At 39.6% G+C, this 22,298-nt stretch carries 29 protein-coding genes and 1 tRNA gene; 9 read left to right on the top strand and 21 right to left on the bottom strand.

Annotation, left to right across the window (positions count from 1 at the left end; translation table 11 throughout):
- The first annotated feature begins 186 nt into the window (after positions 1 to 186).
- Entirely contained in the window at positions 187 to 729 is a 543-nt protein-coding gene (gene smrB, locus G3341_RS07840) for an endonuclease SmrB (protein ID WP_154623999.1), read from the top strand.
- 88 nt (positions 730 to 817) lie between these two features.
- Here the strand turns inward: smrB and sixA are convergent, their stop codons facing one another.
- The 4 genes from sixA to G3341_RS07820 all read right to left on the bottom strand — a co-directional run bounded on the left by sixA (position 818) and on the right by G3341_RS07820 (position 5,879).
- Positions 818 to 1,300 (bottom strand): phosphohistidine phosphatase SixA, encoded by a 483-nt coding sequence (sixA, locus tag G3341_RS07835; protein WP_163861083.1) that lies wholly within the window; start codon positions 1,298 to 1,300, stop codon positions 818 to 820.
- 372 nt (positions 1,301 to 1,672) lie between these two features.
- On the bottom strand, positions 1,673 to 3,850 hold the full coding sequence (gene fadJ / locus G3341_RS07830) for a fatty acid oxidation complex subunit alpha FadJ (protein WP_163861081.1): 2,178 nt from the start codon (positions 3,848 to 3,850) through the stop codon (positions 1,673 to 1,675).
- A complete protein-coding gene (fadI, locus tag G3341_RS07825; RefSeq protein WP_154623996.1) occupies positions 3,850 to 5,169 on the bottom strand; it encodes an acetyl-CoA C-acyltransferase FadI in 1,320 nt (439 codons plus the stop codon). The genes fadJ and fadI overlap by 1 nt, the downstream gene beginning before the upstream one ends.
- Positions 5,170 to 5,582: 413 nt before the next feature.
- Positions 5,583 to 5,879, bottom strand: coding sequence for a YfcZ/YiiS family protein (locus G3341_RS07820; RefSeq protein WP_163861079.1), 297 nt, complete (start codon positions 5,877 to 5,879; stop codon positions 5,583 to 5,585).
- Between the two features lie 352 nt (positions 5,880 to 6,231).
- Here G3341_RS07820 and fadL point away from each other — a divergent pair, with 352 nt between their 5' ends.
- Complete coding sequence (gene fadL / locus G3341_RS07815; protein WP_163861077.1) at positions 6,232 to 7,557, top strand: long-chain fatty acid transporter FadL; 1,326 nt, start codon at positions 6,232 to 6,234, stop codon at positions 7,555 to 7,557.
- Between the two features lie 844 nt (positions 7,558 to 8,401).
- Here the strand turns inward: fadL and mlaA are convergent.
- On the bottom strand, positions 8,402 to 9,154 hold the full coding sequence (gene mlaA / locus G3341_RS07810) for a phospholipid-binding lipoprotein MlaA (protein WP_154623994.1): 753 nt from the start codon (positions 9,152 to 9,154) through the stop codon (positions 8,402 to 8,404).
- 554 nt (positions 9,155 to 9,708) lie between these two features.
- Between mlaA and G3341_RS07805 the strand changes: the two genes are divergently transcribed.
- Together G3341_RS07805 and G3341_RS07800 are read left to right on the top strand one after the other, a co-directional pair.
- Positions 9,709 to 9,783, top strand: a tRNA-Arg gene (locus G3341_RS07805).
- A 445-nt stretch (positions 9,784 to 10,228) separates the two neighbouring features.
- The gene (locus G3341_RS07800; RefSeq protein WP_163863552.1) at positions 10,229 to 10,408 is read left to right on the top strand and encodes a SymE family type I addiction module toxin; all 180 of its coding nucleotides are present in this window, start codon (positions 10,229 to 10,231) and stop codon (positions 10,406 to 10,408) included.
- A gap of 33 nt (positions 10,409 to 10,441) precedes the next feature.
- Here the strand turns inward: G3341_RS07800 and G3341_RS07795 are convergent, their stop codons facing one another.
- From G3341_RS07795 to G3341_RS07785, 4 genes are all read right to left on the bottom strand, one after another.
- Positions 10,442 to 10,864: a hypothetical protein gene (locus tag G3341_RS07795; protein ID WP_163860438.1), complete on the bottom strand. Its 423-nt coding sequence runs from the start codon at positions 10,862 to 10,864 to the stop codon at positions 10,442 to 10,444.
- Between the two features lie 9 nt (positions 10,865 to 10,873).
- A complete protein-coding gene (locus G3341_RS20960) occupies positions 10,874 to 11,056 on the bottom strand; it encodes a hypothetical protein (protein WP_432279737.1) in 183 nt (60 codons plus the stop codon).
- 64 nt (positions 11,057 to 11,120) lie between these two features.
- Positions 11,121 to 11,645, bottom strand: coding sequence for a hypothetical protein (locus G3341_RS20530; RefSeq protein ID WP_208852762.1), 525 nt, complete (start codon positions 11,643 to 11,645; stop codon positions 11,121 to 11,123).
- 1 nt (position 11,646) lies between these two features.
- Complete coding sequence (locus G3341_RS07785) at positions 11,647 to 11,886, bottom strand: VENN motif pre-toxin domain-containing protein (RefSeq protein ID WP_163861075.1); 240 nt, start codon at positions 11,884 to 11,886, stop codon at positions 11,647 to 11,649.
- On the opposite strand from G3341_RS07785, the gene G3341_RS07780 reads away from it, so the two are divergent.
- The gene (locus tag G3341_RS07780; protein ID WP_163861073.1) at positions 11,870 to 12,022 is read left to right on the top strand and encodes a SymE family type I addiction module toxin; all 153 of its coding nucleotides are present in this window, start codon (positions 11,870 to 11,872) and stop codon (positions 12,020 to 12,022) included. The genes G3341_RS07785 and G3341_RS07780 overlap by 17 nt on opposite strands.
- Positions 12,023 to 12,074: 52 nt before the next feature.
- On the opposite strand, the gene G3341_RS07775 is transcribed toward G3341_RS07780, so the two are convergent.
- The 5 genes from G3341_RS07775 to G3341_RS07755 form a co-directional block, all read right to left on the bottom strand.
- The gene (locus tag G3341_RS07775; protein ID WP_154635735.1) at positions 12,075 to 12,305 is read right to left on the bottom strand and encodes a hypothetical protein; all 231 of its coding nucleotides are present in this window, start codon (positions 12,303 to 12,305) and stop codon (positions 12,075 to 12,077) included.
- Positions 12,302 to 13,168, bottom strand: a complete 867-nt coding sequence (locus tag G3341_RS07770) for a hypothetical protein (protein ID WP_163861071.1) — start codon at positions 13,166 to 13,168, stop codon at positions 12,302 to 12,304. The genes G3341_RS07775 and G3341_RS07770 overlap by 4 nt, the downstream gene beginning before the upstream one ends.
- A 17-nt stretch (positions 13,169 to 13,185) precedes the next feature.
- Positions 13,186 to 13,881 (bottom strand): hypothetical protein, encoded by a 696-nt coding sequence (locus G3341_RS20680; protein WP_230086023.1) that lies wholly within the window; start codon positions 13,879 to 13,881, stop codon positions 13,186 to 13,188.
- Positions 13,878 to 14,132, bottom strand: coding sequence for an NYN domain-containing protein (locus tag G3341_RS07760; protein ID WP_163861069.1), 255 nt, complete (start codon positions 14,130 to 14,132; stop codon positions 13,878 to 13,880). Before G3341_RS07760 ends, G3341_RS20680 begins: the two co-directional genes overlap by 4 nt.
- Before the next feature lie 333 nt (positions 14,133 to 14,465).
- A complete protein-coding gene (locus tag G3341_RS07755; protein WP_163861067.1) occupies positions 14,466 to 15,470 on the bottom strand; it encodes a VENN motif pre-toxin domain-containing protein in 1,005 nt (334 codons plus the stop codon).
- 119 nt (positions 15,471 to 15,589) lie between these two features.
- Here G3341_RS07755 and G3341_RS07750 point away from each other — a divergent pair, with 119 nt between their 5' ends.
- Positions 15,590 to 15,817 (top strand): SymE family type I addiction module toxin, encoded by a 228-nt coding sequence (locus G3341_RS07750; RefSeq protein ID WP_154624912.1) that lies wholly within the window; start codon positions 15,590 to 15,592, stop codon positions 15,815 to 15,817.
- A gap of 252 nt (positions 15,818 to 16,069) precedes the next feature.
- Here the strand turns inward: G3341_RS07750 and G3341_RS07745 are convergent, their stop codons facing one another.
- On the bottom strand, positions 16,070 to 16,972 hold the full coding sequence (locus G3341_RS07745) for a hypothetical protein (RefSeq protein WP_154624913.1): 903 nt from the start codon (positions 16,970 to 16,972) through the stop codon (positions 16,070 to 16,072).
- Positions 16,973 to 17,104: 132 nt separating this feature from the next.
- Here G3341_RS07745 and G3341_RS20890 point away from each other — a divergent pair, with 132 nt between their 5' ends.
- Entirely contained in the window at positions 17,105 to 17,392 is a 288-nt protein-coding gene (locus G3341_RS20890; RefSeq protein ID WP_348273356.1) for a SymE family type I addiction module toxin, read from the top strand.
- Between the two features lie 48 nt (positions 17,393 to 17,440).
- On the opposite strand, the gene G3341_RS07735 is transcribed toward G3341_RS20890, so the two are convergent.
- A complete protein-coding gene (locus G3341_RS07735; RefSeq protein WP_154624914.1) occupies positions 17,441 to 17,668 on the bottom strand; it encodes a hypothetical protein in 228 nt (75 codons plus the stop codon).
- A 1-nt stretch (position 17,669) separates the two neighbouring features.
- Positions 17,670 to 18,734: a VENN motif pre-toxin domain-containing protein gene (locus tag G3341_RS07730; protein ID WP_163861065.1), complete on the bottom strand. Its 1,065-nt coding sequence runs from the start codon at positions 18,732 to 18,734 to the stop codon at positions 17,670 to 17,672.
- A 95-nt stretch (positions 18,735 to 18,829) separates the two neighbouring features.
- Here G3341_RS07730 and G3341_RS07725 point away from each other — a divergent pair, with 95 nt between their 5' ends.
- Complete coding sequence (locus tag G3341_RS07725; protein WP_348273355.1) at positions 18,830 to 19,081, top strand: SymE family type I addiction module toxin; 252 nt, start codon at positions 18,830 to 18,832, stop codon at positions 19,079 to 19,081.
- Between the two features lie 44 nt (positions 19,082 to 19,125).
- On the opposite strand, the gene G3341_RS07720 is transcribed toward G3341_RS07725, so the two are convergent.
- The 4 genes from G3341_RS07720 to G3341_RS20670 form a co-directional block, all read right to left on the bottom strand.
- Complete coding sequence (locus G3341_RS07720) at positions 19,126 to 19,452, bottom strand: hypothetical protein (protein ID WP_154624156.1); 327 nt, start codon at positions 19,450 to 19,452, stop codon at positions 19,126 to 19,128.
- 2 nt (positions 19,453 to 19,454) lie between these two features.
- A complete protein-coding gene (locus G3341_RS20675) occupies positions 19,455 to 20,222 on the bottom strand; it encodes a hypothetical protein (protein ID WP_244316493.1) in 768 nt (255 codons plus the stop codon).
- A gap of 250 nt (positions 20,223 to 20,472) precedes the next feature.
- Positions 20,473 to 20,838: a DUF596 domain-containing protein gene (locus G3341_RS07710; RefSeq protein ID WP_154635658.1), complete on the bottom strand. Its 366-nt coding sequence runs from the start codon at positions 20,836 to 20,838 to the stop codon at positions 20,473 to 20,475.
- Between the two features lie 8 nt (positions 20,839 to 20,846).
- Complete coding sequence (locus G3341_RS20670) at positions 20,847 to 21,878, bottom strand: hypothetical protein (protein ID WP_230085883.1); 1,032 nt, start codon at positions 21,876 to 21,878, stop codon at positions 20,847 to 20,849.
- Positions 21,879 to 22,067: 189 nt separating this feature from the next.
- On the opposite strand from G3341_RS20670, the gene G3341_RS07700 reads away from it, so the two are divergent.
- Complete coding sequence (locus tag G3341_RS07700) at positions 22,068 to 22,298, top strand: SymE family type I addiction module toxin (RefSeq protein WP_244316492.1); 231 nt, start codon at positions 22,068 to 22,070, stop codon at positions 22,296 to 22,298.

The following is a 22,298-nucleotide window of genomic DNA, read 5'->3' as shown; positions in this document are numbered from 1 at the left end:
TTAGAATAAAAGGTCTATATATGTATATACAATTAGCCTAATAAAACAACGCTTGTCAATATAAACTCGGATATTTAGTTAAAAAATTGTTAGCTAAAGCTTATCTCTCAACGTTATATCCGCCACATCCCAAAATAGGTTACACTAAAGAAAATAAGATTGACGAAAAAAGACAGTTTATAAAAAATGAAAAATAAATTTGGATTACAAGAAGATGATATTCTTCTGTTTAAAGAGGCTATTCGCGGAACCAAAAAAATTCAGCAAGATCAAATGCTGCACCCACCTATTCGCGCTAAAGTGACACAACCTTCTGTCAAAAAAGTACAACAAGAACAAGTTGATGCTTCATTTTACTTTTCAGATGAGTTCCAACCCCAGTTGGAAGATGAAGGTCCTACACGCTATTTAAAACCGGGGTCAAACCCGTATGAGCTGAAAAAGTTGCGTAGAGGAGACTATGTTCCTGAACTATTCCTCGATTTACATGGCCTAACTCAAATGGAAGCTAAACAAGAAATTGGCGCACTAATCGCAGCATGTAAACGCGAAAATGTCTTCTGCGCCTGTATTATGCATGGTCATGGTAAACATATTTTAAAGCAGCAAACCCCACTTTGGTTAGCACAACATCCTGATATTATCGCTTTCCATCAAGCACCTAAAGAATGGGGAGGTAATGCATCTTTGCTACTACTTATTGAAACTCAAGAGCATACTAGACGCTAGCAAGCGACTGTTTAGTCAGTTGAAAAAAAACTTACGTTTAAAAAATTCAAGGCCCCTTAAGGGGCAAATCGATAACATAAATCCGTGATTACTGATTCACAGAAAGCTGTGCTGGACTTAACATCCACTCAAGGTGAGCGTTATGACGTTTCACATCCAACTCAATACATGCAATTGAGGAGGTGATAAACATAGGTGGAGCCTCATGGGGGCATAATTCCGACACCAAATACCCCACCAGCGGTAAATGTGAAACCACCAGCACTGCATTAGCGCCCATTATTACCAAATCACGAATATGATCAGCCACAAATGCCGCATTACCACCGGGGGTCAACATATCCATGACTGTCGCTTGATGAGGTAAGCTAAGATGTTCTCGCACAACCTGCAATGTTTGTTCAGCACGGACATAAGGGCTAACAAGGATATTATCAATGGCAGGGTTACGTTTATTCAACCATTGAGCCATCAAGGCCGAATCATCTTTTCCCTTCTGGGTTAATACTCTAGCCGCATCACTCGCAGCCTGTAACGCCGCATCACCATGACGCATAATATAAACTTGCATAATCCACCATCTGAGTAGCCTAACGACAAGCATTGGCTAATCTTTTTGTTAATATAATTTGTTGTAAAAGTCACCATCAGTGGGGCGAAGAGTGATTCTGCATCAAACTTCTAGCAAATAAAATGACCTGAGTAGTTTTTTGTCACTGATTTTGTCTGAAAAACACATAAAATTTGGCACACTCTCTTAATCAAGGTATGTCAGGTATTTCATAAACAAATACTATTTTCCAACCGTTTACCTTAACAATAATCGTTCTACTCAACAAATAAAAAGCCTGATAATTGCCAACTGGAGCAAATATATCAGGCCTTGTATTCTGAGTTGTTAATCCGTGCTTTATCTAGTGAGCTAATGATTCTCAATCATCACTTACTGAAAAAATGTCTTATTTTCTTCTGCCATTTTGCATAAAAGCTCACACGGACGGAATTTATCACCATAACGTTCGGCTAGATTATTCATCGTATCCACTGTTTTTTGGATCCCAAGACTATCCATATAACGGAATGGCCCACCAAAGAAAGGAGGGAAACCAATACCAAAGACCGCACCGATATCACCATCACGTGCATTTTGAATAATCTTCTCATCTAAACAGCGAACAGCTTCATTGAGCATAAGCATCACACAGCGTTCAGCAATATCAATTTTACTTAAATGGTTTTTTGGATGCACATTGATTAATGAATAGATGCTCTTATCTACCTGACGTTTTTTAGATTTTTTCCAAAAGCGCAGCTTAGAGGATGGTTGATGTCCATATAAATAAAAACCTTTCCCGTTTTTCTTACCTTTACGGTCATCTTTATTCACTTTGTCTAAAAGATCAGGCGCCTTGAACCTATCACCAAAGCGATTCACTAAAATAGGTAAGATTTTCGTTCCTACGTCAATACCGACTTCATCAAGTAAGTTGAATGGCCCGACAGGGAAACCAAAATCGACTAAAGCACTATCAATATGTTCAATTGATTCCCCAGCCATTAAACATTCGGCAGCTTCACATAAGTAAGGGGCTAAAATACGATTTACATAAAAACCTGCATCATCCCCAACCACGATTGCCGTTTTACCTTGGCGTTTGGCAAACGCCACGACGGTTGCGATCGTTTCATCATCTGTTTTTTGATGGGGGATCACTTCGACTAAAGGCATTTTATCGACAGGACTAAAGTAATGCAGACCAATCACTTTTTCTGGATGAGCGGCAGGTTCAGCAATTTGATGAATAGGTAACGATGATGTATTTGATGCAAAAATGGCTTTTCCTTGAGTCACATTTTGTACTTCGGTCACCATTTTTCGTTTCAAAGCCAAATCTTCAAAAACAGCTTCAACAACGATATCTGCATGCTCAAAACCTTGATAAGTTAAGGTTCCTGATATTTTCGCCATCACAGCACTACGTTCACGCGCAAGCATTCGCCTTTTATTAACTCTTTGTGTTAATAAATCCCAGCTATACCCTAATGCGTGAGTTACCCCTTTATCATTAATATCTTTGATACGAACAGGAAGGTTACCTTTCATTGCTGTTACAAATGCAATGCCGCCCCCCATCAAACCGCCACCTAAGATACCAATTTGATTAAATTTTAGTGGCTTAGCTGAAGATCCCGTTTCATTTTTCAATGATGTTGTAGCAAAGAATAGACTACGTAAAGCGGCTGATTCTGGTGTCATGACTAACTCGCCAAACGCTTTTGCTTCTGCTTCGTACCCTGCTTTAGCGCCTTTTTCAACACCCGTTTTGACCACTTGGATTATCTTTTCTGGTGCAGGATAATGCCCTTTGGTTTTGCGCATCACTGTTTGTTTGGCACTAGAAAAAACTTTATTACGTAATAAACTACTACTGAGTAGCCTTTGTTGCCACGGAAGTGGAGCACGTTGGACTTTGCCTTTTTTAGCCATCGCTATCGCTACATCTAACAAAATGGTGTCCGGTACGACATCATCAACCAGCCCCATTCTCTGTGCCTGTTTTGCGCGTAACTGCCTCCCTGTCAACATCATATCTAACGCATTGGGAATACCAATCAATTTAGGTAAACGTTGAGTGCCCCCAGACCCAGGTAGTAAACCAAGCTGTACCTCAGGCAAACCTAAACGGGTTTTCGTATCATTGGAACAGACCCTAACATGACACGCGAGCGCTAATTCTAGCCCCCCACCAAGACAAGCACCATGAATAGCAGCAACAATCGGCAATGGATAGTTCTCTAACTTATCAAAGAGTTTATGCCCTTCCCGCGATAACTCACTGGCTTCCTCTTTACTTTTACAATCCGCGATCATGCTAATATCCGCACCCGCGATAAAACTGTCTTTTTTACCCGAGGTGATGACTAGCCCTTTTAAGCCAGAAGTCGATTGCGCCTGCTGTAAAATGGCCAAAAATTGTTGTGCAAACTCCGCTTTTAGCGTGTTAACTTTTTCATTCGGCACATCAATGAAAATCACGCCAACCGTTTGAGCGTGAACCTCAAGGCGAAATGCATCTTGGATGCACTCTGCTTGAACTTCGGTTTCCGAATGGTGTGTCATTATTCCACCTCCAAAATCATTGCGGCACCTAAACCGCCCGCAGCACATGCTGTGGTTAAACCAAACCCACCACCACGTCGACGTAATTCATGAAGAGTTTGCGTCACCATACGCGCCCCTGTTGCAGCAAAGGGATGCCCATAAGCAATAGATCCCCCCAACACATTAAACTTATCCATATCTACTTCGCCAATTTCTTTTGATAGCCCCAATTTTTCTTGGGCAAATTGGCGGCTCGAAAAGAGTTTAATATTGGCCAATGTTTGGGCGGCAAAGGCTTCATGCATATCAATTAACGTTAAGTCTTGTAGTGACAAACCTGCCCGTTTAAGGGCTATCGGTGTTGCATAGGATGGACCTAATAACATGTCTTGCCAAACATCGATGGCTGAAAATGCAAAACTACGAATATAGCCTAACGGTGTATAGCCCAACGCTTTAGCACGAGATTCGGTCATCATTAACACAGCGGCAGCTCCGTCTGTTAATGGTGTACTATTCGCGGCGGTGACAGTACCGTGTTTACGGTCAAAGGCTGGTTTTAACTTAGCATAAGACGATAGGATAGAGTTGGTACGAATATTATTATCTTGTGTAAATGCTTGCTTGAATGGAGGCATATATGCCGTCATGACTTCTTGTTGCAACACACCACTTTCCCAAGCTTTAGTCGCAAGCAAATGTGAACGATGGGCAAGCTCATCTTGTTGTTCTCGGGTGATGTGATAGCTTTTTGCCATTTGTTCTGCGGTATCCCCCATGCGCAAACCAGTTGAATATTCAGCAACAGCTGGCGCAACGGGCAATAAATCCTTTAAACGCAATTTAGACATTAATGACAGTTTCTGACCAAAGGATTTGGCTTTGCTCAAAGATAAAAGTGTGGCTGCCAACTTTTTAGATACCCCAATAGGCAATACCGAAGATGAGTCTGCCCCTCCGGCGATCCCGATTGAGATATGCCCTGCCATCATGCTCTCAGCGATGTTCGCCATTGCTTGAAAGCTAGTAGCACACGCGCGTGAAACACTATAAGCATCTGTCGAAACGCTCATGCCTGTTCCTAATACGATCTCCCGTGCAATATTAGGTGCTTCAGGCATCTGTACAACTTGCCCAAATACAAGTTGTTCAATAAGTTGCTTTTCTATACCGGTTCGGGTTAGCAACTCTGCAACAACGGCTTTTCCCAGATCAACTGCTGCAATTCCTTGATATGCTGTCGCTTGCTTGGCAAAAGGTAAACGAAGGCCGCTAATGATTGCGATCCTTTCCTTTGCCGGATAATTGCTTTCACCATGGTGGGAAAGTTGGTTCATGGTAGCTCCTGCTAAAAAGTGATAAAAAGTTTGATGACCTATAAACCTTTCATGTGTACCACGGCAGTAACCTGTTAGACCCATATTTTAAATATGATGGCATATGTGAATAAGCTGTTCCTCTCCCTCTCTTTTAAGAGTTGATAGAGAAAGTGTCACTTTCTTCAACATCACGTTGATAATGTACTACCGCCCAAAGAGGTCTGACCTGTCACCATTGTTAACATAAAATTTACATTCGGAAAATAGCAACATTGAGAAAATGCGAGCTTGCACACAACTTGATGAAGATTAATGAAAGAAAAAAGAAAAGAAACCAAGCGCGGAAAAAGAGATATGTTTACAATAAAGATCCTTCACTATCGTTAAATTTTACCATAGTGAAGGAAATGAAAAGTTAATCATCCGTTTGATTAACGCAAACCTAATTGAAAAATGAGACTTTCTGCTTCACAGCTAAACGTAAAATTAGCCGATAACTCAAACCTACCGTCAACATGGTCAATAGTATGGTTGATAACACAAGGATCTGATTCAACCGACCTTGCTTTTTCAGTCAGTTGTTTCAACATGGATTCTGCCTCTTCTTGGCTTGCGAATACATGCTGATACGACGCAGTGCAATCTTTGTTATCCAAAACTGTACCTACATCTACACAGCAGCAAGCAGCAGTCTCTTCCGCGCTACAACGGTTAATCGCATCAGTCATTTTATTCTCCAAATCAACACACTGTTAAGTGGTTATCATACCGCTGAAAAAGAGGGAAAAACCAGTGTGTCGCCAATAGAATCTCAGACTATCCGCTATAAGTTTGATCTAACCCCATAAATAATCATTAAAAGTAGAATCGCCCTCATCATATGTTGCTATTTTGTTAAATACGTCTCAATTTTGAAAACATTTTAGAGATAAACAAAAAACATACTTGCAACACATGAGGTGGTCAGACCTATACTCTAGTAACTGGTCTGATTTGTCATAGAGGCAAGCGACCCTACAATTCTGCGCTTCTTGCGATAGAAGTCGCCTACTATAAATAATAAACAAGAGGGTTTTGGTCATGAGCCAGAAAAACCTATTTACTCGATCAGCTTTAGCAATAGCAGTGGCAATGATTTCATCCAATGCGGGTGCCGCTGGTTTTTTGCTTAATGAATATTCCACATCTGCGCTCGGACGCGCATTTTCTGGTGCCGGCGCAATTGGCGATAACGCAAGTGAAGGTAGTCGTAACCCTGCTGCAATGATGTTATTCGATCGTCCAGCCATTTCAGTCGGTGCGGTTTATATCGACCCTAGTGTTGATATTAAAGGACGTGGGGCATCTCCTTTAGGAAGTAACTTGACTGCAAATGATATTGCACCAAGTGCACTAGTACCTAATGCTCACTTTATTTTTCCTATCAATGATAAGTGGGCTGTGGGCACATCCATGACCACCAACTTTGGCCTAGCAACTGACTTCAGTAAAAATTATGCTGCTGGCCCTATCGGCGGTAAAACTGACCTTAAAACCGCTAATTTAAATTTAAGTGGGGCATATCGCTTAAATGAGAATTTTAGCTTTGGCTTAGGTGTCAATGCCGTTTATGCCGATGCTGAAATCACCCGCCATGCAGGTGATTTAGGGAAATTAACACCACAACTTGGATTACCACCTATTCCAGCTAGTACCACAATGGCAAAACTCACAGGCGATGATTGGGGTTACGGTTGGAACGCGGGTATCCTCTATGAACTCAATCCGGACAACCGCTTTAGTTTGACTTACCGCTCTAAAGTGACGGTTAAATTTAAAGACGGTAAATACTCAAATGACCTACCAGCCAATTTACCAAGTAACCTACCATTAGTCGGTACTGGTGGTGAAAAAATCAAAGGTAAACTTGACCTAAACCTGCCTGATATTTGGGAATTCTCAGGTTACCATAAAGTTGCCCCTCAATGGGCACTACACTACAGCGTAGCCTATACTGGCTGGAGCGAATTCAAAGATTTAACAGCATATCGCAGTAGTGATGGGAAAGAATTATTCCACAAGGCTGAAAACTTTAAAGATGCTTGGCGTTTTGCTGTCGGTACCACTTATTACTATGATGATAACTGGACATTCCGTACTGGTATTGCCTATGACGAAAGTCCTGTTCCAACCAAATATCGTTCAATTTCTATCCCAGACCAAGATCGCTACTGGTTAAGTGCGGGGACAACCTATGCATTTAACGAGAATGCTTCTGTAGACCTTGGTATTTCTTATATGTATGGTAAGAAAGTGAATATTTCAGAAAAACTAAGTGAGAGTGATAAAATTCCACTTCCAGCATATCAATTTAAATCTGAAGGATCGGCGTGGCTATACGGTGTGAACTTTAACTATACCTTCTAATCTGCCATTTCAAATATATAACAGGGGGAGTTATTCCCCTGTTATATTTTCTGATACAACAAGATAATCTAAACAACTCAATTGTATTATCAGTAAAAAATTCATCATTGAAGTTTATACAATCTTCCGTAATTTCTTCTACCTATTTCAAAAATTTCTTCACTGTCATTAAACAAAAAGCGCACAAATAAAATAACCTTTTTCGCACTAAAAACACCGTCTTTTCCGAACGATTTAACTAGCATTTGCTTTTCTTGATTAAAAATAAACATGGCATTCTGATTTAAATAGCAAAATACACTACTACGTTCTAGCTAAAAATGGGGATTAACGCCCTTCTAGCCTGAGTTACGCTTGACTTTTACCCAGCTGAATCTATAAATTAAGTTGTAGCTGATTAGTGAAATTCTTATCATTGGCACTATATTCAGCTTACCACTGTAAAACTATTTCAGTTTCTTTTGTATCAATCATTTCGTTGTAAATAGTTTTGCACTTCTTTTTCATAACATCACACACCCTGCATGTTCTTGTCACTATGCTGAGTACAATATAGTTATTGTTTAATTCAGTGTGGTATCACTGACATATAGGCAAAATAAATTAACGTTTAAGCGCTATAAAAAGCTAACCGTTAATGACTAAAGAGGCAAATATGACAACATAGGAGATATTGTATGGGAACATTATTTACGGTTGGCTTTATCGGTGTTTTAGGTGTTATTGCACTTATTGACGCTATCACTTCTCGAGGAAAACGAGGCAATGAATAATACTCTTATCACTCTCTAATGCTTAGTCGCAAAAGAGAGTGATAGCTTCAACTCAGACTTAATCCTTATTTCTAATCAATAGAATCTAATTCGCCTTCAATTGCAGCCGCATTAGGATTTTCTGTAGCTTTCAATTCCCCGCCACTAGACAAGAAATCATTACGCTGGAAATAAGCCTCGCGCATTAGCAAATACGGATCTGATGAATTTTTCAACAACCCGTCGGAATCAAGTAACTGTGACCGCGTTTCAATCCCTTCTAAGGCCCATTTACCTGCTGACATCCAAAATGTTAAATAGCTCAGCATCGGATACAGGTCATCGACTAGATTTCCCCCCTCTTCTCGCGGTGTGAAGCTGCCATACCCTGGCAATACCACATAAGGACCATAACCCACATCATAGTAGCCCAATGTATTACCAAAACGTTTAGGCTCTTCCTTAGCGAGCTGAGGGTTAGCCATTGAAGCAACATCAATAAGCCCACCAACACCAAATACAGTGTTAAGAAAGAAACGGTTAAAGTGTTTGAAACCTTGAGTGACTTCACCTCGTAGGAAGCTATTTAGCATGCTAGCAGGTTCTTCAAGGTTAACAAAAAAATTGGTTAAACCGTTACGCGCCGGCATAGGCACATAGTCACGCCAAGCAACAGCCACAGGCCTCAACACATAAGGATCTAACACATTGTAGTTAAAATTGAACATTGCTCGGTTAAAACCTTCGAGCGGATCTGAACGCTCCTGAGTTTCAGGATTAATTGAGCTCGAGCACCCAGCAAGCAAGACTCCCGCAAGAAGCATGCCACTCATGCGAAACTTCATAATACTCTCCATTCCCTGTACCACAGTCATGGCACTTTTCTTCGAATTATAAACCAATGTGTTTATATTAAAACCAAATAGATATAATTGTTAACCAATTTGAGTGCTCAAAATGACCAAGCAGCAATAATGTTAATTATACCCTATTTAAGTGAGCTTTTTTTATAAGAAAAGTGATCAAATGCACGATTGGTTAAGTCTGAGACCGTATCGTAGACAATAAATGGGTAACTTACGGTTATTTTGACTAATTATTTTATTGTTTCTGAGCTACAGCCTTGTTGAGTCAGATTGTTTATTTTTTATTCTATTCACCAGACCAATATAAGCCCTGTTTTCTTTCTAAACGCATTTTTTACATCACCTAATGGATAGCGACATTAGGAATATGCCGCTAAATTGGCTACTTTTATATCTTAGACATCACATTGAACAAAAGTTAACCTAACGTCTTTTTTTTTGCGCTTTTACAAAAGAAATTCAACGTAACAACTTGATTCAATTAGAAGTCAGAAGTAGAATGCCGGACGTTAACATTATAATACTTTCTTTGAGTCCCCTTAGTTAAATGGATATAACGAGCCCCTCCTAAGGGCTAGTTGTAGGTTCGATTCCTGCAGGGGACGCCATGACAAGCTAAACCAAACTATTCCCACCTAAACAAAAACCTTACCAAACCAATCACAGCAACTCTATGCTATACCGAACTAAACAAAGCTAAACTGACATAAACAAACTTCTGGGGGGAGTATTGGGGGTATCGTATATTCTGCTCGATTTCAATACCCCCAATGAAGCTAAAAATTAAACAAGTAAAAACGGCAAAGCCTAAAGATAAATCATATCGACTTTCTGATAGTTTGTTTATCCACCAATTGATAATCACTGTGCATTTCGGTTTCATTAGCATTCACCGAAGCCGTGGTATTCAAACCGCTTCCAATACTGCTGCTTAAACTGCCATCCTGTTGCTTTGAGTTGCGCTTGTCGGTGGCTTATGAAGGTATTTTTGAATAAAAAGAGAAGTCAATAAAAGGATTAGATACGACAATTAGCACCAACGACTAAAGAAAAATAGGGGTCAAAACCAGAAAGTATACAGAGGGTTACGTTTCCAACCAAAGTAAACCTCCCCCCAGCCCACAACTCACCTTAAGCGATAAGTGGTTGAATGAGTTGGGGTTTACGGTAGGCAGTCACTATCCCCTCACTCGCCAAGCCGGACAGTTGATTATCCGGCTGGCTGAGGAGTGAGAGTACTCAAGAAACCCCTGTGTAAAGCAGGGGCTATTTACGCTTAAACTTATGTGAAAAACTATCTAAAACACTTTTCACTGGTAAAGAAGCATTTTGCTCAAGATGGTATATTTTATCGTTAATCTTATCCAAATCATCTTCAGATAAACTGTGACTTCCCATAGTTCTCAACGAGTCAACACAACTAATAAATAAGTCATAATCATCAGTATCAATGAGCGTTAAAATAATATTTAACTCATGACTATTTTTTAAATCCCCCAAGCATTCGACCAATCTAATTTTCCAAAATATAGATTTGTGCTCTAACACATCAAACAAATTAGACCAGTCTAGTTCATTGAATTTACTTAAAATTCTAGAGCATTCAACGATGCCGCAATCATACCAATAATCTCTAGGTTCATTGTCGTTACTAAAATCAGTAATACATAAATCAAATTCTTTATACATGTACATGCCTCAATCGGTCGGATTAAAGCCAGGAGCTGGCTTCCCACCTACAGGATACCCAGCTGTAACTTGATTTCTTTTTTTAATCACATCAATTTCTATGCCATTAATTGTACCACGATGTAACGTTTCACCCGTTGAACTTCTTTGCCCAATAGCTGTGGAATTACCAATCTTCTTGACCGAGTCAATAATATTTTTATCTGACCAACTTTCAGGGAAAAGTGTACTCGTCTTAATTTTGGATAGATTTCCATCAGGAAACTGATGTCGTAAATTTTACAACTCTTGTACCATCTGGATTTAATCTTACTGCTTCTACCGCATAATTTGGATTTTCATTATTCACTGAAGGAGAGTGTCCCCCAATTAATTTATTTGAGTTTCCAACCCTTTGCCCTGACAGTATCTTAGTTTCTATTTCCGGTGAGATCACGGTTATATGGGGTTGATTAATTATCGGGCTAGTTTCTTTCCCCTTTTGCCCATTATTTTTCGCAGAATTATCGATTTTAGGAGTTTCAGTTCCGTTAGGTACCCCTTTCACACCTCCTGATGTAGTGGCTCGACCATCAATCAACCCACTTTCATTCATCACAATCACTGCTGCTAAAATACCTGTTAGCTCTTTGAGGTTCTCTGTTTGTGATGAATGCTTATTGATTCTATTTTCTAATGCTGGATCGAGTTTAGATATTGAATCTTTTACCATTTCTTGGCATTGAACATTACAATCTGGCAAGCCTTCTAATGTTTTTAGGCTTGATAATGCACTCTTCATGTCATTGGTTGATATTCCCCATCCTTTCCGCTTGTGACTGAAGTTTTTTATCTGGTTTATCAATATCATGTTGTAACTGTTTTCTCTCTGCCGGTGTTTTTGCATTAGCGAATTCACCAACGAAAGTAATGATTTTTTCAGCATATAAGAAGTTATTCTCAACTGTGGTCTTTCCTGCTTGACCTGCATTTGCTGCACTCGATGTATCATCAAGACAGTATACAGTGGGGCACTTGCCCAACCGACAGCGCCCGAACCCCAGCCCACAGCTGATAATCAGTGGTAAGTGGCTGAATGAGCTTGGGTTTACGGTGGGGAGTCATTTTACCCTCACTCGCCAAGCTGGACAGTTGATCATCCGGTTGAGTGAGGGATGAAGTAGTCAGACAAGACTATGTGTGGCGCTAATCTTTTTCTTCGTAAGAAATATTAGCGTCTTTTATTTTCTAGATAATTTACAAAACAAACTACTATTCCTAAAAATATGCCTGCAACACTTCCTATTTCTAAAGCACTAATGAAATCCTTTAATCCAAAATTAAAGGTTTCAGTTTCAAAATAGAATACTAATTTCATCAAAAATCTAATAAGAATTATAGTAATAAAAGCAGCTATAAACATGCTAAAAGACCAAAGTAAAAAGTATATAAGTATTTTCATTTTTCATCTTCAGGTTTTAATAATTCTTCAACTACTTTATTTGATGATTCAAATCCAATAGCTCCTAGTGTGCTTCCAGTTATATTTGGTATCGATGATACAGCCGGAGCAGCATATATAGACGGCATTTCTACTAGGTACTTTTCTTTGAGGCCACTTGACCATGGATTCAATTTGTTATTTAAAACGTTTGTAGTCCCTAGCCCAACACCATAACCTACTGATGAACCAATGAATGCACCGCCCATAGAAGCCCAAGGCGACTTCCCATCAATTAAACTTGATACTCCAGCGCCTGTTGTATTGGTTGTGACAGTTCCCCAATATCCCATTCCTGGTGTGATCCCCCCTGTTAATAATGACGTCCCGAAATTTGCATAACTAAAATCAGTATTTTCAGGATTTTTATAAATGTTATATCCCTGCATTCCTAAGTTTGCCGTGCCTGTGGTTGTTACCCCTATCACGCGGTTAGCTAAAGATGTGCTACCTAACCAAGTTGATACATAAGGGCTAACGACTTTACTTGCCATTGGTAAAGCCAGAGTAATCGTTGCTATTGCAGCCCTAGGAATTTTATTTGTTCTTTCTAAATCACCATAGTTTTCGATGATTGGAGTCAACTGACTGATACTCGTTTGTGCTATATAACGGCAATCTGAATTGCAGTTGCTTGAATTTAATAATGTAGTGAGTTCATTCTTTTGTTTCTCTAAATAATCTTTAGAAATCTTTGTATCCAAAGCTTTTTGTAACTGTTCTTTATCCAAGTTTTCCGCAATGGCAATCAGTTTCTTTTTGTCCTCATCTGTGGCTGCAGTATCATACTTATCAATCCACGATGTGATTTGTTTAGCACTCAAATAGTTATTCTCAACTATTAAGAATTATAATTCTTGATCGCAATATTTCCAACTTCGCTATAATCGAAATACTTAACATTGCAATCAAACTCTAAGAGTTCAGACTTTATGTTATTAAAACCCAAACTCTCAATGGTTGTATTTTTCAAAGCGATGAAAGAATCATACGCCTTATTAAAATCATTGACATTATCAGAAGTAATAAAATTATTATAATTAATCGACTCAATAACAACATCTGACTCATGAAAATTCAAATCAATTTCCCCATCAAAAACTAGCATTATATTAATTGTCGAGTTTTCAAAATCAGAGCAGTAGCCAGCAAGCCATATATGCTTATCCCCAATACAAAACTCATTCCCTATGGAGTGATAATAGTCATCATTATTAGTTGATAACTTAATATATACACACTTAATTCCTGAAACCGTTAATTCTGCTCGTAGTATCATTAAAGTAAAAATGTCTAACTCATCAATACGTAAGTTATTCAATGCATTAGCTACAATACTATTGCTATTTTTTTTAGTTATTACGCCATACCATGATTCATCATCAATATTTACAATGATGTTATTCAACAAAATAGATGATTTTTCTTTTTTATCAATAGCATCTAAAATTGAGAAATATGATTTCAAACCAATATTATTATCCAAGCAAATTACTTGAGGATAGCAATCTGTTATATTTAATTTATACTTAATCATTTATCATCAGCCTTTTTAAATTTATATTCAGTAACTGTTGGATTATTTATCGGTGTCCCATCAGTCTGTGAAAAACCAGTACTTGGGATAACATTTTTTTCAGTTAGAATAAACCCATGTTTTTTAGCTTCATTTTCAATTTTTCTTATTATTGGATTACTCCATGAACCTTTAACTATAATTGTCCCATTTCTATCCAACACTCTTAAAACCTCATTATTAAATGGTTTAAACCCAGAAGGATTTTCCATGATGATCGTTTTTTGGGACCCAGTAGCAATATTCGATAAATTATTAGCATCACCAGCATATACACCGGCTCCTTTAGGGTAATCAGGATGGGAAATATTATAAGCACCTTCTATAGGTTTGTTACCAGCACCTATATTTAAAGTGCCCCCTTGTTGTGGTTTATCATAAAATGGGTATTTTACGAGAGTATTTTCTTGCCAAATATGGTTACTCGGAGAAATAATTCCACCACTAGGCTTACCAACAACTTTATTACCAACATATCCGCAGAATATAGCAGCTGAACCCAGTGCGATATTTGTGCCACCTTCAGCAATTTTACCATCAGATACTTAGGCTATCCCCTTTCCTGTCTGGTAAGAACCACCGGCAGCTAATGATAAACGCATTAACTGGCTGATTCTGCCGGGTCCGGCTAACAGTGCATCGGTTCCTATCACGGCCTGAGACAACTGAACTCCAGCCGAATTAAGGTATCGGTATGCTTCGTTATATTCTTTTGTTAAAACCGAGCCGATTGAATCCTGTTTCAATATTGAGTCGATAACCTGAGACGCTTCCGCTTCATTAATTCCTCTGTAAAGCTGTAATTGAGTTCCGTACTCATTAAGAAAACGCGCCAGCTCTGCTTTACCGGCATCATCCAGTTTTCCTGCTTTATAACCGGCAATTAACTTATCGTTATATTTATCTTCATTTGTGAGATAAAAAATATCCTGTGAAGCCTTCAGCAGGTTTTGTCCGGCCTTCTGGGCTTCAAGCGCTTTAAACCGGCGATCTTCTTTCTCTGGTGATAATAAGTTATTCTCAACTGTGGTCTTCCCTGCTTGACCTGCATTTGCTGCACTCGATGTATCGCCACCCACCAAGCCACCAGCAATGCCCGCCGCCAGACTCGCAAATGCACTCTCTGTTGCTTTTTCGTCTTCCGTCAGTTGGCTTGCAGCTTTGCCATACAGTTTCTCAGATAACATCCCCACCGCTTCTGCCGTCACTGCACCCAGTGATTGCGCACTCGCATTTTCACCTTTTGCCAGCGCTAATGCAACATTTGCAATCGCATGAGCGGCTAGTCTACCTTTTTTATTATCTTCTGGAATATTTTTGGCAATTTCATTTGCAATATACGGCGCACTCGCATTCGCTACCGCTTTGTTCACATCACCATTCACTAACCCTTGGATTAACGCTGTACCTGATTCGACTATGCGCCGTTTGTCTCCACCGACACCCCAACCCGATTGATTGATTTCAGCCTGAATGAGAACTGTGTAAACAGGTCGATACGTTGAAGCCTGAAGACCAAGATATGATTTGTCATTTTTTAGATATGGCAATCGCCCAAGAGAAGATTAAACAGGTAATTGGCGTCATGAAGTAAGTCATTTAAACGCGATTAATACGGGCGGCAACCCGTATTAACCGCTAACCACAGCAACTAACAGGAGTAGTCACCATGGCTAAGCGCGATTGTAGTGTAAAAACACCGACGACTAAAGAAGAAGTGGTCAAAACCAGACAATATACAGTGGGTTACGCCCCGAACCGAGGTAAACCCAACCCCAGCCCACAACTCACCTTAAGCGGTAAGTGGCTGAATGAGTTGGGCTTTGAGGTGGGCAGTCACTATACCCTCACTCGCCAAGCCGGACAGTTGATTATCCGGCTGGCAGAAGGGGAGTAAAGAGGTTCAGGAGATCCCAGTATAGGGCTAGGATTACTACATTCAATAATTCCTAACGTATATTGAAACGATACATTAACCATATGGCAGCGCCAGCACAGCCACCAATAATGCTGCCTATCTCAAACCCACTTTTCCATTCCAGCTCAAGGACTGGTTTATCATTTAAAAGCCATTCTACTGATACAGCACTAATTGAAAAAACTATAGCGCAGAGTAATATTAGACAAAATAAATAGCATATTGAAGGCTTCATTTATTTTCTCCCTTATTTGCTTGTTCATTTACTTCAATAGGTTTTTTATTTTCTAAAACATTATAGTTTACAACTGAATTTCCATATTCCAAGCTAAATGAACCTAACCCACCTCCAATAATTCCCGGAGCAGGGCTAATCGTTGTTCCTTCTGTGATAAAATTTGAATATTTTGACTTGTCACTGTATTCAAATGCTTTTTTACTCGCCGACATCCCAAAGTGATGCTTAATTTCAGCTGCTTCCATTTTACTTGTAATGCTTGACCCAAGGCCATAACCTAACATAGTTCCAAAGCCTGCCCCGATCATGGCTGCTTCAGAGTCATTTCCTAATACTTGGCTTGTCAGGTAAGCACTTCCTACATTGAGTCCCATATTAGTTTGGAGTGATTTTCCTGTTCCCCCCCAACCTGTAACTCCCGAAGAAAAGAAGCTTAAATAATCAAATTTATCACCTGTATTTCCATTATAGAGCTGAACTCCACCATTAGCGCCCATGCTTAAACCAGAACCCGTTAATTTAGCGCCAGTCGATATATTCGAGCTTAATAAAGACTTGCCACCCGCTAATAATCCAAACACATTTTCAGGCTCTGCAACAAATGCTCCCAACCTATCCCAGTTATCTGATTTACTCATGCCATATTCGAGATCTTTTTGGTTTTCATATAAAACAGCATTTCTGACATCTTCATTGTCTAAAGAGCCGTATAACCATGTCGGTCTTTCTGCTGCTGAAATCCCGCCATCAAGTTTTAACCTTTCATATCCGGCAGTACAGTTCAGCGAATACCTATCACAATCTGCTTTGTATTTATCAGAGTTTTTTCTATTCAATTTAGAATACTGGTCAATAACTGGCTGACAGTCACTTCCTTCACTTCTACATTTCGTCATTGCCCTATCAAATTCTCTAGCTTCATTAAAGCTCAGATAGTTATTCTCAACAACAACTCATTCCATTGCAACTTGGCCAGATAAAACCACTTTTTCCTAGTTCACTCAGTAAGTTACAAGACAATTTTCCCAGTGCATTTTCTCGTTTGGACTCGAACGCCCCGACGTGCGTTTTTTGGTATTACAGTACAAGTTTCTACTATATCTTTTCGTAACGTAAAAACACCGACGGCTAAAGACGAAGTGGTCAAAACCAGACAATATACAGTGGGTTACGCCCCGAACCGAGGTAAACCCAACCCCAGCCCACAACTCACCTTAAGCGGTAAGTGGCTGAATGAGTTGGGGTTTACGGTGGGGAGTCACTTTCCCCTCACTCGCCAAGCTGGACAGTTGATAATCCGGCTGGCTGAGGAGTAAAGTGACTAATAAGATAAACCTTATTCATTTTCAAAGCTTATCTTTTAGTTAATTACATTTAAACTTATTCAATATCCAAAGGCCTAATGCACCTACACTACCACCAATCGTGCTAAGTTTGACAAGGGTCCATAACTCATCAATACTGAAATTAAATTCTTTTCCATGAATTGCAGCTAATATAATATCAATAAGTATCGAAGAAACTAAACTGGCAACGAATATTACAAGTATAAATAATGGCAGCAAGACTAATAAAAATCGAAAGTTATTCATTTTACTTTCCCGTGTCATTCTTAATTTCATCGTTAATTCTACTATTTGTTTTTTCTGTTACTACTGAACTGGTAACATTACCAGCTACGCTAGGCCCCTTAGCTGGAGATAAGTCTTTTGATAACCCTAATTGTCCTTTATTCGCACCACCTTGTAATCTAGGGTTATATTTAGGATCTAAACCTTTTGTCTCCACATACTTCCATTTATTACTTCCCCACTTTATGAGACCGCCTAGTCCATAACCGATTCCTGAACTAATTCCGGTTGTTCCAGCACCGAGTAATGGATCTTCACCTTTTAATTCACTTGAAAGCCCCCCACCAAAAGCATTCCACCCTACTACACCATAAAAATTAGAGTCTTTAGTAATTCCACCTACGTGAGCAGCAATGAGTACATCAGTGTAATTAATGGGTTTATCTCCAGATAACTGAATGAGGTAATTAGCACTTCCACCTATACCCGCTACAATAAGCCCTGTTCCTGAATATAATCCTAATCCAGCAACGCCAGCGGCATGTCCCGAGGTTTCTAAATTACCGTCATTAATACCTTTAGCAATTTCCGCTTTACAATTTTGATCGCAATCTTTGATATCAGCAAGCCAGAATCCAAGATTCCCACCGAGCCCAGCGCCAGACATAGTGTTATTCTCAACTGTGGTCTTCCCTGCTTGACCTGCATTTGCCGCACTTGAGGTATCACCACCCACCAAGCCACCAGCAATGCCCGCCGCCAGACTCGCAAATGCACTCACTGTTGCTTTTTCGTCTTCCGTCAGTTGGCTTGCAGCTTTGCCATACAGTTTCTCAGATAACATCCCCACCGCTTCTGCCGTCACTGTACCCAGTGATTGCGCACTCGCATTCGCCACCGCTTTGTTCACATCACCATTCACTAACCCTTGGATTAACGCTGTACCTGATTCGACTATGCGCCGTTTGTCTCCACCGACACCCCAACCCGATTGATTGATTTCAGCCTGAATGAGAACTGTGTAAACAGATCGATACGTTGAAGCCTGGAGACCAAGATATGATTTGTCATTTTTTAGATATGGCAATCGCCCAAGAGAAGATTAAACAGGTGATTGGCGTGATGAAGTAAATTATTTAAACGCGGATAAAACAGGTTGCAGCCTGCTTTATCCGCTAACCAGTGCAACTAACAGGTGTAGTCACCACGGCTAAGCGCGATTGTAGTGTAAAAACACCGACGACTAAAGAAGAAGTGGTCAAAACCAGACAGTATACAGTGGGTTACGTCCCCAACCGCGGTAAACCCAACCCCAGCCCACAGCTCACGCTAAGTGGTAAGTGGTTGAATGAGTTGGGGTTTGAGGTATGGAGTCACTATACCCTCACTCGCCAAGCCGGACAGTTGATTATCCGGTTGAGAGAGAGCGAGTAAGATCGTCAAAGAAAATCCCTGTATTTACAGGGATCTTCTTATAATTAATCGTTCAGTGAGCTAGTAATAAATGGTGTTATGACAATACTCAGATTGTCGTATCTTGCCTTATCTATCAATTTGATTATTTCGTTTATATAATCTATTGATTGCATTTCTGTTAGCTGGTCTTTCAGAGTATTAAACTCTCTTTTCAGTGCTAATAGCATTTCACTTCCTGTAAAAAATTCTTCATCGCAATTAGTTAACGCTGATAATATTGGGAAAGTAGCATTATTTAATGAAATAAATAAATTTTCATTTCCATCATAGTTACTCACAGACATTACTGAATCATATCGCTCAGTATCCCACAATAAAAAAGTATACATAATTAATTGACCCTTGTTTTACCTGGGAATGTATTTACTAGATTTCCATGTTTATCTGTAATAACAGTCATTGTAGCTGTAGGATTGCCTCCACTTTTCGCATCAATACCTATTGGTCGCCCCATATCAACAAAATGCATATAGTTATCAGTAGTTTGGGAATAAATCACAGGAGATTTAACAACAGTATCTGATTGTAAGATTACTTTTAACTCATCTTTAGTCACTGTAAAATGGGATTTATTAGCACCCCATTCACCACCGTGTTTCTTCCATGCATAATCAAGTCCTGAGCCTGTAGAACCATCACCAACCCTTACATTAACACGTGACTGTGTAATTGAGTTTTTCCACTCTGGACTAACTTTCTCTGTAGGTAACGCATGTCCAGACTCTATGTTTTTAGGTGGGGTTACATCAGGTTTTACATTCGGCTTACCTGTAACTTTATTTCCGAGATAGCCACCTGATACAGTTGCGCTACCAATACCAAAATTGATTAAGCCATCAGCTATTTTGCCATCTGCAATTTGAGCAAGACCAGTTCCTGTTTGGTAAGAACCACCTGAAATCAGCGCCAATCGCATTAATTGGCTAGCTCTACCCGGACCGGCTAATAAAGCATCAGTACCAATCATCGCTTGCCATTCATGCCTAGCTTGAGTACTGAGTTGGCTTAATGCTTTATTATATTCAGCTGTTAAATCAGGCAAATAATTCGGATATTTTAGTATTTGTTCGACGGCTTTGAAAGCATCCGCTTCACTCATCCCTCTTAACTGCAATTGCGTACCATACGCATTGAGATATTCAGTTAATACCGCTTCTTCGGCTTTATTCAGTGTGCCTTGCCTATACTGATAAAGTAACTTTTCGGTATAATTATCTTTATCAGTCAGATAGATAATATTTAAAGACGCCTCTTTTAGGTTTTTACCTGTTTTTTGGTCTTCAAGTGCTTTATCCCTTATCTTTTGATCATCTGGACTTAAATGGTTATTCTCAACTTAACATTCAATTCTATGTCCATTCCTGTGTACCATCTTGAAGTATCCAGACTGCCCCCCCAGGACAACTTTCATCAAAAAACCAAAATTGATCAATTAATTCCTCTTCTGTCTCAGGAAATGCGTCATAAAAACATTGCAATTGTTCATCTATCGAGCCACTTAAAAATTTACCGTGCTTAGCTAATTTTAAATGACCTTCATACAATAATTTTTTTAAGAACCAAAAAAATATTTTTTTCCTTTCCGGAAAGGAAAAATCTTCACAAATTACATGTAGAGAAGGAAGCATGTCTGGTGTGATATAGGCCCATAACCCGTCTAAAGCTTGGGTTTTAGCGTATTCAACAACCGTTTCATATTCAACATTTGATACCATATAGTTCCCTACCTGAATTTTATCTCTGCATTTTTTCCAAGCCCATTTTCTACTTGTTTTAAAGTAGGGCTGTTCCTTATTTGTATTGTCCAACGAGCACCTGTTTGCTCTGCTGAACTAGATACACTCCTAAGAGTTATCATTGTTCCATCAGCCAGTTTCGCAGTATAAATCCCATCTTTTACCTTAGTTAGTGGTTGAGCGGCCAATTGCTCAGCATAATTATATATCTGTTGGTCCGTTAAATTTTGACTTTCATAAACTCTAGTTGAATAACGATTCCCTCCTATTCCCTGCCTAATTGTCTGACCATCAATAGTTATATCCTGAGAAGGGGAGTTTTTATCATAAATTTTTGATAATTCATCAAAGCGTTTTTGTTGGAGCTCTCTATTACGAGCGTTTTCCTCATCCTGAGGTTCCCAACCACCCGGAGCTCCAGAACTGCTGCCACCTAACTCATTTTTTTGCTCAGTTGTTAATCCTTTACCAATATTAGGTTTGGAAGAGTCATTGTTACCTGATGAATGGCTATCTGCAAAAATACCACTTACATTTAATTCCCGTCCTTGAGAATTCTTTGATGCAGTAATGTTTTTTGTACCATCTGCATTAAGGGCAGCTTGGAAAATGCCCTCTTTAGAATAAACAAAAATAAACTCATCAACAAATTTGACAATATCTCCCCTGCGAATCTGGCTCCCTGCCCCACCGTTATCCATGATATAGACTGTATTACCATTTTGATCCTTAGTTTCTCTTGCCCCTCGGACAAATGCCTGACCAAATCCCGCTTGTTTAGCCAGAGATTCCATCGTAACAGGCGGCTGGTTTACAGTCAGGGCGTTTCTTTCCCAGAGAATATCAAATTGCTTTTGCTGTTCCGGTGATAACGCCGCTTTTACCTCAGCAATATTTACTTCACCTTCGGCATTGATAAAATCGTTGATAGATTTACCAATATTTTTTAATGCGTTATCCAGCGCTAAAGCTATTTTCTTATTTGCATCGGCATCATTTATACCGGGGAAAACTGGCACAGGAAGAGGACCGAAAGGAGAAGGAAGAGCAACCGCATTATTCTCAACAACAACTCATTCCATTGCAACTTGGCCAGATAAAACCACTTTTTCCTAGTCCACTCAGTGAGTTACAAGACAATTTTCCCAGTGCATTTTCGCGTTTGGATTCGAACGCCCCGACATGAGCTTTTGGTTTTTGTAGAGCATATGTTTACAGTACTTTGTCGTAAAGTAAAAACACCGACGACTAAAGAAGAAGTGGTCAAAACCAGACAGTATACAGTGGGTTACGCCCCGAACCGCGGTAAACCCAACCCCAGCCCGCAACTCACCTTAAGCGGTAAGTGGCTGAAAGAGATGGGGTTTGAGGTAGGCAGTCACTATACCCTCACTCGCCAAGCCGGACAGTTGATTATCCGGCTGAGTGAGGGGGAGTGA

Source organism: Providencia vermicola (assembly GCF_010748935.1).
GTDB classification, from domain to species: Bacteria; Pseudomonadota; Gammaproteobacteria; order Enterobacterales; family Enterobacteriaceae; genus Providencia; species Providencia zhejiangensis.
The sequence above is the reverse complement of the archived record's forward strand: the minus strand, read 5'-3'. Positions and strand labels throughout refer to the sequence as shown.